We start from the raw sequence: 15,109 nt of genomic DNA on the forward strand, positions 1-15,109 counted from the left end.
TATGTGATGTTGGAAATGAAATACGTCATCATTTACCGAGATGATGCAGCTGGTATGGAGTCCTTGCAAAAAATGGTTAAAGTATTGCAGACCATTATCGATGAAAAGAAGGAGGCCAATTCCAGTCTTTCGCTTCAGTACCTAACCAAGGACGTAGATTTAAAAAACATTCATTTGGAGCGACATCGTATGGTTCTCAATATTAAAGGGCAGGTTAAAGATGCTGCCGGACAGCCCTTAATTGGGGTCAATGTCTTGGTCAAGGATAGCAATCAAGGGACGGCGACCGACTTTGATGGTAACTTTGAGTTAAATGATGTCAATGAAAATGCCATTCTAATCTTTTCCTATATCGGGTATCAAAGTCAGGAAGTAATGTTAAATGGTCGATCGAATATTAGTGTTACACTAAATGAAGATTCTCAGACCTTAGATCAAGTTGTGGTTGTGGGTTATGGAACACAGTCAAAGCGGAATGTCACAGGGGCTATAAAAAGGATTGATATGGAGGCAATTGAAAATTTGCCAAATACCAACATCGCTCAAGCGTTAAGAGGTAGAGTTGCAGGACTGCAATTTACAGATAATTCTAGACCTGGTCAGTCAGGTAGTATATTGATAAGAGGAAGACGGTCTATTAATGCAAATAATAGTCCACTTATTGTCTTGGATGGATTTATTTTTGGTGGAAGCATAGACAATATAAATCCGAATAACATTTCTTCTTTGGAAATTTTGAAGGACGCTAGTGCTACCGCAATTTATGGATCAAGAGCAGCAAATGGAGTTATTTTAATTACTTCTAAGGAAGGTTCTTCGGATAAACCCACAATTAGTATAAATGCATATAGTGGAATCCAAGAATGGGCTAATAGCATAGATATGTTAAATTCTGAAGAATATATACAGATGAAATTGGATTGGGCTAACCAAATAGGAATAGATGCGGATTTAGATAATCTTCATAAAGTGTTGGTGCCAAGTGAACTGAAGAATCGCAATAATGGAAAAACAATTGAAAATCCGTGGGAGGCAATTTCTCAAAATTCGTCTATTCAGTCTTACGATGTTAATGTGGGAGGTCAAAGTAATAATGTAGATTACTTTTTTTCAGGATCATTTGTCAATGAAAAAGGTTTAGTCTATAATGATAATATGAAAAGAATAGCTTTCAGAATGAATCTAAATACTAAGATAACCTCTTGGTTAAATGTTGGATTGACAAGTTTGTATAGTATGCGAGATTTATCTGGAGTTTCAGGGAGTGTCAATGGTGCATATCGATTAAGTCCATACGGAAATCTATATCTTGAAGATGATCCATCTAATCTAAATCCTTATCCAATGGTTGAGGATCAGTTAGGATTTAATCCTATATTTAATGCTAATTTATTTGAAGATGAAGATAAAACTTCAAATCTCTTCTCTACCTTCCATGCAAAAATTATTATTAAAAAAATAGAGGGACTTAGTTATAGATTTAATTATTCGCCTAATATTAGTAGTGATAAATATTATTTTTTATCACCTATTTATGATAAAAACAATGTGTTTAGGCAAGGGGAGACTAGAAAGGATAATTCAGAAAGATTCTCCGATGTATTGGAAAATATAATTTATTATTCTAAGGATCTTAATGAACATAATTTTATTGATTTGACTCTATTGTATAGTAGGAGTGTGAATAAATTTAATACAACTAGGGCTGCTGGGCAAAATCTCTCAAGTGATGAAAATGGTTGGAATAATTTAGGTTTAACTTCTATTCAACAAATATCAAGTTCAGCTTATCAAATTAATCAAAATTCTAAAATGTTTCGACTGAACTATAGATTTAAAGAAAAATATCTTTTCACATTCACAGTTAGACAGGATGGAGCTTCAGTTTTCGGTAGTAATAGTAAATATGGAACATTTCCGTCAGGAGCTATTTCATGGATTGTTTCAGAAGAAGAATATTTAAAAAACATTAAAACAATTAATTTTTTAAAATTACGGTTGTCTCATGGGAAAACTGGAAATCAAGCTATTTCTCCATATCAATCTTTAGAACGATTTTCAAATACTAATTATGTATTTGGAGATCAAGGTTCTACTATAATTGGGTTTTATCCATCAGGTATGAGAAATGATGAACTAGGTTGGGAGTCTACTGTTTCCACTAACATAGGTGTTGATTTTAATTTATTTAATAATAAGTTAAATGGTTCGATTGATTTATATAATTCATTAACTGATGGACTTTTGATTAGTAGATCTTTACCTTCAATGACTGGATTTGCTAGTGTTTTAACAAATCTTGGTCAGACAAGAAATAGAGGAGTAGAATTGAATATTGAACATGATAATTTAACTGCAGGAGTATTTTCTTGGAGTTCTGGACTTAATTTAACCTATAATAAAAACAGTATTGAACATTTGTATTATAGTGATATAAATGGCGATGGTATTGAGGATGATGATATAGGGAATGAATGGTTTATTGGGCAACCTATAAGTGTTAATTTTGATTATGTTTTTGATGGAATATATCAAGTTGGTGATGATTTGCCAAATGGATATAAGCCTGGTTTTGTCCGCGTAAAAGACATTGATAATGATGGAGAGATTACTCCAGATGATCGTCAGGTTTTAAGTCAGAAGGATCCCAAGTATCTTATCGGGTTAAACAATAATTTTAGAATAGGAAAATTTGATTTATCTGTTTTTATTAATTCCATGCTTGGATGGGAAGAAACCTATAAGCCTCTCGATCCTTCTAATAAAGGTGGTAATTATACAGACAGAGCTACTGGGATGATAAATGCAGGGTACTGGACCATGGCGAATCAATCAAAAACTAGACCATCTTTAATTTATACTAATCCATTGAATCATGGATTTTATATTTCGCGAAATTTTGTTCGATTACAAGACGTGTCTTTATCTTATAAATTTTCAAGTGACCTATTAAATAAGTTCAATTTCAATTCTTGTAAAGTTTATTTGAGTGCCAAAAATTTGTTAACAATAACTAAATGGCCAGGTACGGATCCTGAAAGTGGTGGTGTTAATACAGACGATTATCCTACAGCTAGGATAATTTCACTGGGCTTATCATTGAGTTTATAAAATAAAACAAAATTAAAGATGAAAAATATTTTAAATATATTCCAATTTTGTGTGTTAATTATTCTTACTTTAATTTCTTGTGAAGATGGCTTTTTAGACGAAAAACCATTATCATTTTTGAACGCTGATTTAATTTACAATAGTCCTGAAAGTTTTGAGACAGGTGTTGCAGCGTTGTATCAGGGGGTACGCGAAGAGTTGTTTCTTGAACATTGGAGTACTTCAGGTGCTATGTCTATGGGGACAGATTTTTGTCAGGTTTCAGAAATTGGTATTAGTGAATTTAGAAATTATGAAAACACTCTGAATTCGTCAAGTCGATACGTTAATTTTTATTGGGAATGGGCTTATTTGACGATGATTCCTCGGTGTAATAGTTTTATTGAGAATATTGAAACTAGGACTGAAATAAATTGGACAAGCGAGGAACAAAAAAATGCTATTCTTGCAGAAGCTAGGTTTTTAAGAGCTTATACATATAACACTTTAGCAAATATATTTGGAGGAGTCCCTATTGTGGAAAATGTGGAATCTAAACCAAAATTACATTATTTAAGGAATACAAGGGAAGAAGTTTTAACCTTTGTGAAATCAGATTTAAATTTTGCGGCTTCCTGGTTACCTGAAATAGCAAAACAAGAAGGACGTGTGGTTAAGGCCGCGGCTAATCATTTGTTAACAGAAGTAAATATTAGTTTAGGGAATTATTCAGAAGCTGTAACAAGTGCTTCAACTGTAATTAATTCGGGAATTCACCATTTAATGACAGAAAGGTTTGGAAATTATATTAGTCAATCTGGAGATGTATTTTCTGACTTGTTTAAAGATGGTAATCAAAATAGATCATCTGGAAATATGGAAAGCATTTGGGTATTGCAAATAGAATATCAAACACCAGGCGGACAACCCACAAGACACCAATCTCTATTAAGGGCATGGGGTGCTAGGTATTATCAATTGTTGGATCCTAATGGAGAGAGTGGAATGGTATTAACGGATAGTTTAGGCAGAGGGGTAGGTTGGTTGAGACCGAATAATTTATTTTTGTATGATATTTGGTATTTAGATCCTAATGACATGAGAAATTCAAAATTTAATATAAGAAGACAGTGGTATTATAATAATCCTAATTCAGCATATTATGGACAACCTGTTGAACCCAGAACAGATGCAGTTGATACTACCTATCGGCTTTATCCCAATATTCTTAAAATAGAGGGGGAAGCTTTGGCTGGACCTGCATCGGGAAAAACGTATAAGGATTGGATGAGATTCAGATTATCTGAAACTTATTTATTACGTGCCGAAGCACATCTATTAAGTGGTGATTTAGAAAGTGCTGCAGATGATATAAATGTAATACGAACAAGAGCGAAAGCTAAATTGATTTTGCCTAGCGATATCAATATGGATTTTATTTTAGATGAACGCCTTCGAGAATTAGTACTTGAAGAGCAAAGGCGTCAAACACTTGTTCGCACAGGAACATTGGTGGAACGTGTAACTAAGTATAATGAAGAAAGTACAATTAGAAACTCAATTAAAGAACATCATAGGTGGTTTCCAATTCCTCAAAAAGCAATTGATGCAAATATAAACGCAGTTTTGGAACAGAATCCAGGTTATTGAATGTCATTAAATACTGAAAATGTAGACGGTTATTAGCCTGAATTGATAATTCAATTGATTGAATAAGAGACTTTAGTGTGTGGTTTTGATTAGAATTTTATGTGTATTTTAAATGAAATGCATTCAATTTTAATTATTTATATTGATTGGAGATGGTGTTGTTTAATTCGAATTATATTTATGATTGATGGTTATCTTTTGATTTGTGTAAAGTTTTACTTCGGTTAAAATACTCGCCTTAGCTATGGCTATGCCTGTGTTTTTAGCCTCATCAAACTTCAAATACTCTCAAAATCTTTTCCGTTATTATAGAATGTAATTCGAATATGATGTGTTTTTAATTGTGAGAATAAGTGGTTTAAATTTTTATGTTGATTTTATTTGCTTTCATTGTTTTATATTTAAAATAAATTGAGATGAAATTGTTTTTTATGAATTTTTCTTCGCTGATGATTTTCTTCCTCTTAATAGCATGTACAGTTGCAGATAGTTCTAATAAACTTAAAGAGATTAGTACGATTGAAAAAGTTCCATTTAATAACGTATTAATCGATGATGAATTTTGGTTGCCAAAGCTTAAGGTATATAAAAACAATACAATTCCTCATGGATGGAAATATATGGAACCGATTTTAAATGAAGCAAAAGGTATTGTTGGTCAAGAAATTGATCAGAGTATGGGTGATCAAAGGTGGTATGAAGCGAATTTATATAAACATCTTGAAGCAGTTTTTTATTCTTTGCATCAATTCCCTGATCAAAAGGAAGCAAAAAAAGTTGAATATGTAATTGATTTGTTAAAGCAGGCTCAAAAAGACAATGGATATCTATATTTATTCGGTCAAAATAGAGCTCTTCCTGAATGGGCGAATGTGATTAATCAAGATGAAAGTTTGGCAGCTGGTCATTTGTATGAAGCTGCGATAACTCATCATATTTTATCAGGGAATAATTCATTTTTGACTATCGCTATGAAATCGGCTCAACATGCTTATAATCACTTTGTTAAAAATTCTGTGGAAAAAGGGTTTCCTGGGCACGCCGCAATGGAGGGAGGGCTTATTGATTTATATAGGGGGGTAGGAAATAAAGATTATCTTGCTTTATCAAAAGAATTTATAGAAAGAAGAGGGCATTCATTGAATGGAATCAACTGTGTAAATGGCGAAAATTTGATAAAGTTGGATCCTAGGTTTTATCCTTGCGAATATTTTCAAGATCATGCACCGTTTAATTTGCAAACTAAATTAAAAGGACATGCAGTTAGAGGGGTGAACTTCTTGACAGGAATTGTAGATGTGGCTATTGAGACTGGTGATTCAGAATTTGTTCAAGCAGGGCTAAGACTTTGGAAAAATCTTATTGAAAGAAATATGTATATAACTGGAAGTGCTGGTCCACTTCAAAGAATGGAATCTTTTGGAATGGATTATGAATTACCAAATTCCGGAGTAAATGAATCTTGTACAGCGGTAAGTATTGCTAATTTAGCTTCTAAAATGTTGTTGTTGGAAAATAATTCAGAGTATTCTGACATATTAGAAAAAGTATTGTACAATGCAGTGCTACATGGGATTAGTCTAGAAGGAAATTCTTTTTATTATTCTAATCCTCTGGAGGGAAATAAGAAAAGAGGAAATCCCTGGAGTTGTTGTCCTCCAAATATTTACCGAACTTTATTAGGGGTAGGGAAATATATATACACTCAATCAAGTGATGATATATACACTCATTTGTATGTTGGGAGTGAAACTGAGATTCAATTTAAAGATAAATCAGTACAATTGATTCAAAAGACAGGATATCCACTTAATGGAAAGGTAGAATTTTTAATAAATTCTGAAAGAACTGATAAGTTTGGTATAAGTTTTCGAATTCCCGATTGGTGTAATGAATATTCTGTGAAAATTAATGATGAATTATTGGATAAATCTGATTTAATATCGGGGTATTTAAAAATTACTAAAGTTTGGGGTACTGCTGACAAAGTTGAGCTTGATTTTAAAATGCCTATTGTTTTAATGGAGTCTCATCCAAATTTAAAAAATAACTTTGGCAAAGTGGCCATTCAAAGGGGCCCCATTGTGTATGCTTTTGAAGGAGAAGATGATGAAATGGAAAATGCTTATATTTCAGAGGACTTTGATTTTAAGATTAAACATGTGCCAGGTGTGTTAAATGGTGCGCTTTTAATTTCAGGGGAATCAGCTGAGAATAAAGTATTGGAATTTGTCCCGTATTATGCATTGTCTAATCGTGGAAAATTAAACACTAAGGTTTGGTTAAAAGCAAAAGGGAAGGGTAAAACAATTTCTAGCGAAGTGTTATATGGCCAATATAACATTGTGAATTAAGAATTTAAATATTGGTTATTTTCTTTAAGTATTGTTTGGAAGGGTAAGGTGATGAAAGAGGTAAATAATAAGCAAATAAAAAGCCTAATACTACATAGGCGCTTTAATTGTTTGGTCCTATCCAAAATCACAATCAGAAAATTCAAGATCCTTAAATAATTTTACAATATTAGTTCTCCATTTTTTAGGCAAATAATAAACTCTATAGAATGATATTAAAAATGAGAACTGAATTAAGTCTGGTAATTATTGCAATATTTATTTCATCTTGTTCTAGTACAGAAAATGGAAAAAATAAAGAGAAGGAAGACCTTCCTAATATAATATTACTAATGGGGGATGACCACGGCTGGGATGAAGTGGGCTATAACGGCCATCCTTTTGTCAAAACTCCCGTGCTGAATGAGATGGCTGCTTCTGGACTGCGTTTTGATCGATTTTATTCGGGGCATTCGACTTGTTCACCTACTCGAGGGAGTTTTCTAACAGGACGACACCCAAATCGATATGGTACTTTTACTCCCAATTGGTCTATTAGACCTGAAGAAATTACCATTGCAGATATCTTGAAAGAAGCGGGATATTCGACGGCCCATTTTGGTAAATGGCACGTAGGGCCGGTTAAAAAAGAGTCACCTACCAGCCCTGGAGCAATGGGATTTGATGAATGGCTATCCCATGATAATTTTTTTGAAATGGATCCCGTGTTGTCGCGAAATGGAGAAATGCCGCAAAAAATTGTGGGGGAAGGATCGAATGTGATTATCGATGAAGCGATAAAATTTATTGAATCATCCCAAAACAAAAACAATCCATTTCTTGTAGTGGTATGGTTTGGATCGCCTCATGAGCCCTATAGTGGTTTGCCTGAAGATATAGCGTTATATGATAATCTTCCCGATAGTTTGGCTAAAAAAGAAGTTCAACTAACATCGAATGAAACAGGAAAACGCGTGAGTCGTTCACTTCGAGAAGTCTTAAAGGAGCGCTATGCTGAAATAACAGCGATGGACAGATCTATTGGTAAATTAAGATCATTTCTCAAAGAGAATAACCTAAGAAATAATACCTTACTTATGTATTGCGGGGATAATGGAATGCCGGTAAGTGCTGGAGGAACGGGTTTGACCAGAAGGGAAGATAAAGGAAGCCTTTATGAGGGTGGTATTCTTGTTCCCGCTGTGGTCGAATGGCCCGTAGTTATCGATAAGCCAAGTTCCACTTCTGCTGTTTCGGTGACGACTGATATTTTGCCCACAGTGGCTGAAATGACAAACCAGGCTCTCCCCGACAGACCTATTGATGGACATAGCTTGCTTCCTTATTTCGAGAATCCAACAATGCAAAGAGACAAACCTCTTTGTTTCTGGCAGTTTCAACCGAAAAAAGTATTTACTGAAAAATCTGAACCCTACATCGAGCCGGAATTACAGGAAGGAACTACCCCATTGGCTAAAGTTATGGCAGGGAAATATACCAGAGATTTTATGAATAATAAGTACAAAGAAATTTCTGAAAATCATTTTCAAGGTGAAAGAGTGATTATGAAGGATGGATTTAAATTAATATTAGAAGGTCAATCTCCCAATACAATGGGAGATGAATTGTACGATATTGAAAATGATCCTAGAGAAATAAATAATTTAGCTGATCAATATCCTCAATGGGTGGAAGAAATGAAAACAGAATTGAGTAATTGGCAAGCTTCGGTATTAAATAGTTTAACTGGAGGAGATTATAAAACAGATTAAATTCAACTTTTACTTTTAAAATTGAAATAAAAGTAAAACGTAAATCCAATGGTTAGGTATTCTAGTAAAATCTTTTTCGAAGGTTAGATTTTGTGTTTAACAATTCAATATTAGATTAAATAGTGAGGGAACATGGTAAATAATGATAAAATTGAAGAGTAATTTTAGGATTAACCCATTAAAAGGTGAATTGCCTTATCAACTTCTGCTTTTAGCTGATGAAACAAACGAAGCAATACATAAATATATTTTTGAATGCAAGATCTTCACGCTAAATGAGGGCAATGAAATAATTGGAGTTATTGCAATAAAATATTTAAGTAATAAGACGATTGAAATTAAGAACCTAGCTATTAGGGAAGATTATCAAAAACTTGGTTTGGGTAGACGAACAATTCAATGGCTTAAAGATTACTGTATAGCAAAGGACATGCGCGAGATATTAGTTGGCACTGGTGATGGATCTATATATCAGCTCTTGTTTTATCAAAAATGTGGTTTTGAAATAGATTCCATTAGGAAGTCATTTTTTATAAATAACTATGATAAACCTATCTATGAAAATGGAATTAGGTTAAGGCATATGGTGGTGCTCAAATTAGAGTTGGTAAGTGATCCTAGACACTAAAATCTGCAACAGTCATCATCCCTGGCCACCGGTTGATTGTCCTCGTACATGTCGAACTATCCTTGCGCCGATACGTCGGATTAGGTTGCTGTGTACGCGGCAAATAAACCATTAAACCTCACTATTTCTCATTTACAATCTTCTGATGATCTTTTAAGGGAAATTTCTTTTCATGGAAGGAATGATGAAGTACAATGTTGTCTTGTTTTTTGCAATGAGTCCATTTTTTGACCAATCTGGTAATTAATAAGAAATACATCTAATGCTACCACAGTGCTGAATTTTGATATGAATATCCCTCTGGTCATCATTGAAGATTTAAGATGTTTTTTTATCTTAAACCACTATCTTATCTTGAGGGAAAATCAGAACCTAAAACCTAAAATAAGCAGTTCAATCGGTACAATTTTCACTTCCATGATATAATCTTGATTTTATTTATCAATAAGAAAGGAATTAAAATAGAAGGGGGCTAGAAATTAAAAAATGGAATTTTATGAAAAGAAGTTTAAAAGTATATACTTATTCGATAACCCCAACGAAATTGTTACTCCGATGTCTATTCTTTATCTCTTTCAGTAATGTTATATTAGGGCAGAACCCTTGGATAAATCCCATACAAAAACAAGAAAGATTAGGTTCCCCTTTGGTAGAAACTTCGCCCTTTGTTTTTAATGGTAAATTAATGCTGTTGGAAAATAATCAAAGATTTTGGGATATACCGGGGACAAAACCAGGTGATTATTTTCATGAAGATGAAGTTCGTATTCGAGATGTTGCTTCGAATAAGATTATATCAGTGCCTTTAAAGAATCATGGGTTCGGTACTGTATTGGTATGGGAGGACTATGTTTATGTTTTTGCAGGTAATTATGGAAAGGGGAAACCTTGGCGTCATATGACAGAGATTACCATGACTAAATCTAAAGATCTGAAAAATTGGACAAAGCCCGTAACGGTGCTTGAGGCCTCTGGTGAGGAGTTATTTTTCAATACTGCGGTCTGTCGGGGAAAGGACAAATTTATTCTATTATATGAAACCAATGATGATCGTTGGAAACCTTTTACATTTAGGTATATGGAATCTAGTGATTTGGAGAATTGGAAGGAAATTCCAGATGCGGTTTATGGCAAGGATAAATATGTAGGTGGTCCTGCTTTATATTATGAAGCCGGTTGGTACTATACGCTATATTTAGAGTCGCTCAGTAAAGGTTATGAAACTCGAATTACCAGATCTAGAGATTTGAAGCATTGGGAAGATGCTCTACCTAATAGAACTTTTATATCTTATGATTCGTCACATAAAAATATACCTTTAATTAATCCTGAGATTAGTGAAAGTAATGCTTCTGATGTAGAGTTATGTTATTTTGAAGGAAAGACAATCCTCTACTTTACGGGCAGTGATCAATCGACGGCAGGTGATCTTCAATGGGCTATCTATGAAGGAAGACCTCGACAATTATTTGAACATTTTTATATAGATTCAGGAAACGAATCTCAGACTCCTCCCAAACATGAAGGGGAATGGATACCCGTACTGACTCTGTCACAAGAAGAATCGAACCATAAAATGATCCTTCCTCATAATGTCAGAGATTATCCCACTTCACAACAACTTGCTTTTCAAGAAAGACAATTGGGGGCTTTTGTTCATTTTGGTCCAGCTTCGTATATTCAGTCGGATATGATGTCCGTTCCAGCTGTTGACTTATTTAATCCCTCTCATTTAGATGCTGAACAATGGGTGAAAACGGCTCAGTCATTTGGAGCCAAGCATATTGTGCTTACGGCCAAGCATCACAATGGATATTGCCTTTGGCCCACAAAGACTACAGATTATTCAGTGAAAAACTCTCCTTGGAAAAACGGTAAGGGAGATGTTGTCGCTGAGTTTGTAAAAGCTTGCCATAAATATGGTATGAAAATCGGACTGTATCTGTCTGCTGGAGATATGCATTTTGGGTGTTCCAGTACTCCAGATCCTCAAGGCGAGAGAAAACTAGTTGGGGATATCCATCAATATTTTCCAGTATTTTTAGAGCAATTAAGAGAATTGCTTACCAGTTATGGCGAAATATCTTATGTCTGGTTTGATGGCGCTTATGATCCATTCGGTTGGGATGTAACTGATCCTAAGACCATGAAACCGTTGGGAACTTCATATGGCAATGCTATTTACGCTATGGTGAAACATCTTCAGCCCAATTCTGTGGTAATGGGAGGAACAATGCCTGATGTAAGATGGTCAGGGAGTGAACAGGGTTGGGCGGCATATCCTTTGTGGAATGTGGTGGAGCCTGGAGAAGGGCTAGAACATTGGGTAGGGCCTCAAAATGCGGGTTGGATACCTGCAGAGGCAAATTTACATACTAGAAAAAACTGGTTTTGGACTCCTAACTCTGACAAGACCCTAAGAGAGATCTCTTTTCTAAAAAATGTTTATTTGGAAACTATTGGCCGAGGTGCTAATCTATTAATAAATATGACACCTGACACTCTTGGCTTAATTCCTGAGGCGGAAGTGAAGCGGTTATCAAATTTTGGAAAGGAATTAAATCGACTATTTGAAAATCAATTGGTTAGTGTAAGTGGAGCTACTGGTCAATCTAAAGACGAGTATATTATAAATCTTGCTGATAAACAGAAAATGAATCTACTTGTGTTGGAAGAAGATATTCGGAATGGGCAACATATAATTCAGTATACCGTGGAGGCTTACCTAGAGGGACACTGGAAAAAGATAGCTGATGGGCAAAGTATAGGACGGAAACGAATTCAAAGCTTTGATACTGTTGAAGCCAGTAAGGTTCGGGTTTCTTTGATTGGGAAAAACGGAGTCACTTATCTTAAGAAATTAGCTATTTATGCCAATAAATGAATACATCATTGACGGTTATATTTCGATTTATGAACTTTATTTGCTCTTTGGGTAGCTTTGCTTGGTCATTTTTACAATCTTTACTTTCAATGCAAAATACATTTGGGGTAATGCCAGACCTAGCGAATAAAATAATAAAAAAGAACTATATGATTTTTAATAAAATAAGTATAACAATATTTATGGTTGTTATCGGTCAAATAGGGTATTCACAGGATCTTTTACATTATGACAAGCCTGCAGTTGAATGGGTTGAAGCGATACCGATAGGCAATGCATTTATGGGGGGTATGGTTTTCGGAGATCCTTATAAAGAGCATATACAATTGAATGAATCGACCCTTTATTCTGGTGATCCCCATAATTCTTATAAATCCCTCAATATTAGAGATAAATACAATGATGTCATTCAGTTGTTGAAGGAGGAAAAGTATGATTTAGTTCAGGATTTAGTTCAAAATGAATGGTTGGGACGTAATCAGCAATCCTATCAGCCAATGGGCGATTTGTGGATTGAAATGGATCATGAGGAGGACGTGTTCGATTACAATAAAAAATTGGACTTGTCAAATGCTACCGTAACGGTTAGTTATACAACCAACAATACGATTTATAAGCGAGAAATTTTTGCTAGTTATCCCGATCATGTTTTTGTCATAAAATTGAGTAGGGAAGGACAAGGATTGCTTTCAGGTAAAATTGCACTATCCACCCCCCATGAACCAACAATGGAAATTTCAGGGTACAAAAATCGGCTAAATTTAAATGGTCAAGCTCCTGGATTTGTATTGAGAAGGACTTTGAAAACTGTGGAGAATTTAGGCGATGAATACAAATACCCCGAAATATATCATAAAGATGGGAGCCGAAAGGAATTTGCGAAACAAGTTCTCTACGGTGATGAAGTCAATAATTTAGGTATGTATTTTCAAACTTCATTGGAGGTTAGGAATCAAGGCGGTTCGGTAAAATATTTAGATGGCTCAATTGTAATGGAAGATGCAGAGGAAGTCATCATTATCCTTACAGCAGCGACAAGTTATAATGGTTTTGATAAAAGTCCAGCTAATGAAGGTAAAGATCCTAGTGCCTTGGTAGATCATTATTTGGAGGAAGTAACATCTTTTTCTTATAATGATTTACTTTCGAACCATGTGGATGATTATGCCAGTTTGTTTAATCGCGTATCTTTGGAGATTGGGGAGTCTAGTGAACAGTCCTTGTTGCCAACAGATCATAGGGTGGAATTATTTTCGAATGGGAATGATGTAAATTTAGCTTCATTGTATTTTCAATTTGGAAGATATTTGTTAATCTCAGGATCAAGACCGGGAAGTCAGCCGCTTAATCTGCAAGGGATTTGGAATAAGGATATTATTCCGCCATGGAATGGTGCTTATACGATGAATATAAATACGGAAATGAATTATTGGCCTGCAGAGGTTACTAATTTATCAGAATGTCATGAACCACTTTTTCAGGCTATTCATGAATTGGCAGAAAATGGGGCTAAAACAGCCTATACTATGTTTGGGAATCAAGGATGGTTGGCGAACCATAATATGACGATATGGCGGCAAGCAGAGCCTGTAGATAATTGTTATTGTTCGTTTTGGCCAATGGTAGGAGGGTGGCTGACCAGCCATATGTGGGAGAGGTTCCTATTTTCGGGAGACAAGAAGTTTTTAGCAGAACAAGCTTTTCCTTTAATTAAAGGATCAGCCCTTTTTTACAAAGATTGGTTGATACCCAATAAAGACGGGTATTTGGTAACTCCAGTTGGACATTCTCCAGAACAATTATTTAAATATGAAGAAAATAAAAGAGCCGCATATAGTTCTGGTCCAACCATGGACATGGCCATCATAAAGGAGACCTTTCATCGGTATTTAAAGGCCGTGGAGTATTTAAACCTTGAAGATGAATACAAAGAGGAGATTGCCGTAAAAATGAATAAGTTGCTTCCGTATAAAATAGGGAAGTATGGACAACTTCAGGAATGGCAGATGGATTTTGAAGACGGAGATGTTAAACACAGACATTTGTCACATTTATATGGAATGTATCCCAGTAATCAGATCCATAAAAATAGTGATCCAGCATTGATCAGTTCCGTGAATAAAACATTAGAACGAAGAGGTGATGGAGGTATGGGGTGGTCCAAGGCATGGAAAATTGCCCTAAGAGCAAGGTTGTTTCAGGGAGATCAGGCATTGTATACATTGGAGAGTTTAATTTCTCTTATCACCGATACTTCCCATGGCATTCATCCCGGGGGTACATATGGTAATTTGTTTAATGGGCCACCTTATCAAATAGACGGAAATTTTGGAGGAACAGCAGCTATTGCAGAAATGTTGTTACAGAGTCATGCTGGAGAGATACATCTACTTCCGGCCTTGCCAACTGACTGGTCGAAAGGTAAGGTGACTGGGCTTAAAGCTCGTGGTGGATTTGAAATTGATATGGAGTGGGAAGAAGGAAAAATAAAGAAAGTTATAATATTGTCTAAGTTGGGAGGTTTGTGTCGTGTGCGAACTGACGACTTACTTCAGTCAGAAGGAGATGTTGTTATAAATAAAGTAAGTGATCATTCTATGAATCCTAATCCTTTGTTTGAGTATATGGATGCCGGTTCACCCATAATAGTAGATGAGTCGAAGGTGGAAAGTGTTGAAAAAATGAAATCTTATGGTTTTGAATTTTATTCTAAACCGGGAAAAAAGTATATCTTTTATACAGATTAATACCC

At 34.9% G+C, this 15,109-nt stretch carries 7 protein-coding genes; all 7 read left to right on the plus strand.

Translation table 11 applies throughout. The features are described 5' to 3' along the window. Positions 1-15: 15 nt before the first annotated feature. The 7 genes from LVD51_RS03075 to LVD51_RS03105 all read left to right on the plus strand — a co-directional run bounded on the left by LVD51_RS03075 (position 16) and on the right by LVD51_RS03105 (position 15,104). Entirely contained in the window at positions 16-3,111 is a 3,096-nt protein-coding gene (locus tag LVD51_RS03075; RefSeq protein ID WP_236969720.1) for a SusC/RagA family TonB-linked outer membrane protein, read from the plus strand. Positions 3,112-3,129: 18 nt separating this feature from the next. Further along, positions 3,130-4,740, plus strand: coding sequence for a RagB/SusD family nutrient uptake outer membrane protein (locus LVD51_RS03080; RefSeq protein WP_236969721.1), 1,611 nt, complete (start codon positions 3,130-3,132; stop codon positions 4,738-4,740). Between the two features lie 416 nt (positions 4,741-5,156). Beyond that, positions 5,157-7,094 (plus strand): glycoside hydrolase family 127 protein, encoded by a 1,938-nt coding sequence (locus tag LVD51_RS03085; protein ID WP_236969722.1) that lies wholly within the window; start codon positions 5,157-5,159, stop codon positions 7,092-7,094. Positions 7,095-7,303: 209 nt separating this feature from the next. Beyond that, positions 7,304-8,845 carry a sulfatase family protein gene (locus LVD51_RS03090; RefSeq protein WP_236969723.1) on the plus strand — a complete coding sequence of 514 codons (1,542 nt, stop codon included), beginning with the start codon at positions 7,304-7,306 and terminating at the stop codon, positions 8,843-8,845. Positions 8,846-8,987: 142 nt separating this feature from the next. Continuing rightward, a complete protein-coding gene (locus LVD51_RS03095) occupies positions 8,988-9,473 on the plus strand; it encodes a GNAT family N-acetyltransferase (RefSeq protein WP_236969724.1) in 486 nt (161 codons plus the stop codon). A 496-nt stretch (positions 9,474-9,969) separates the two neighbouring features. Next, positions 9,970-12,357 (plus strand): alpha-L-fucosidase, encoded by a 2,388-nt coding sequence (locus tag LVD51_RS03100; RefSeq protein WP_236969725.1) that lies wholly within the window; start codon positions 9,970-9,972, stop codon positions 12,355-12,357. 149 nt (positions 12,358-12,506) lie between these two features. Next, the gene (locus LVD51_RS03105; RefSeq protein WP_236969726.1) at positions 12,507-15,104 is read left to right on the plus strand and encodes a glycoside hydrolase family 95 protein; all 2,598 of its coding nucleotides are present in this window, start codon (positions 12,507-12,509) and stop codon (positions 15,102-15,104) included. The last annotated feature ends 5 nt before the right edge of the window (positions 15,105-15,109 follow it).

This window comes from Membranihabitans marinus, from assembly GCF_021729155.1.
In the GTDB taxonomy this organism is placed as follows: Bacteria; Bacteroidota; Bacteroidia; order Chitinophagales; family Saprospiraceae; genus Membranihabitans; species Membranihabitans marinus.

Bases quoted from the DNA above. Each gene is read 5' to 3' on its own strand.
- LVD51_RS03075 (WP_236969720.1), top strand. From the start codon at position 16: ATGAAATACGTCATCATTTACCGAGATGATGCAGCTGGTATGGAGTCC.
- LVD51_RS03080 (WP_236969721.1), top strand. From the start codon at position 3,130: ATGAAAAATATTTTAAATATATTCCAATTTTGTGTGTTAATTATTCTT.
- LVD51_RS03085 (WP_236969722.1), top strand. From the start codon at position 5,157: ATGAAATTGTTTTTTATGAATTTTTCTTCGCTGATGATTTTCTTCCTC.
- LVD51_RS03090 (WP_236969723.1), top strand. From the start codon at position 7,304: ATGATATTAAAAATGAGAACTGAATTAAGTCTGGTAATTATTGCAATA.
- LVD51_RS03095 (WP_236969724.1), top strand. From the start codon at position 8,988: ATGATAAAATTGAAGAGTAATTTTAGGATTAACCCATTAAAAGGTGAA.
- LVD51_RS03100 (WP_236969725.1), top strand. From the start codon at position 9,970: ATGAAAAGAAGTTTAAAAGTATATACTTATTCGATAACCCCAACGAAA.
- LVD51_RS03105 (WP_236969726.1), top strand. From the start codon at position 12,507: ATGATTTTTAATAAAATAAGTATAACAATATTTATGGTTGTTATCGGT.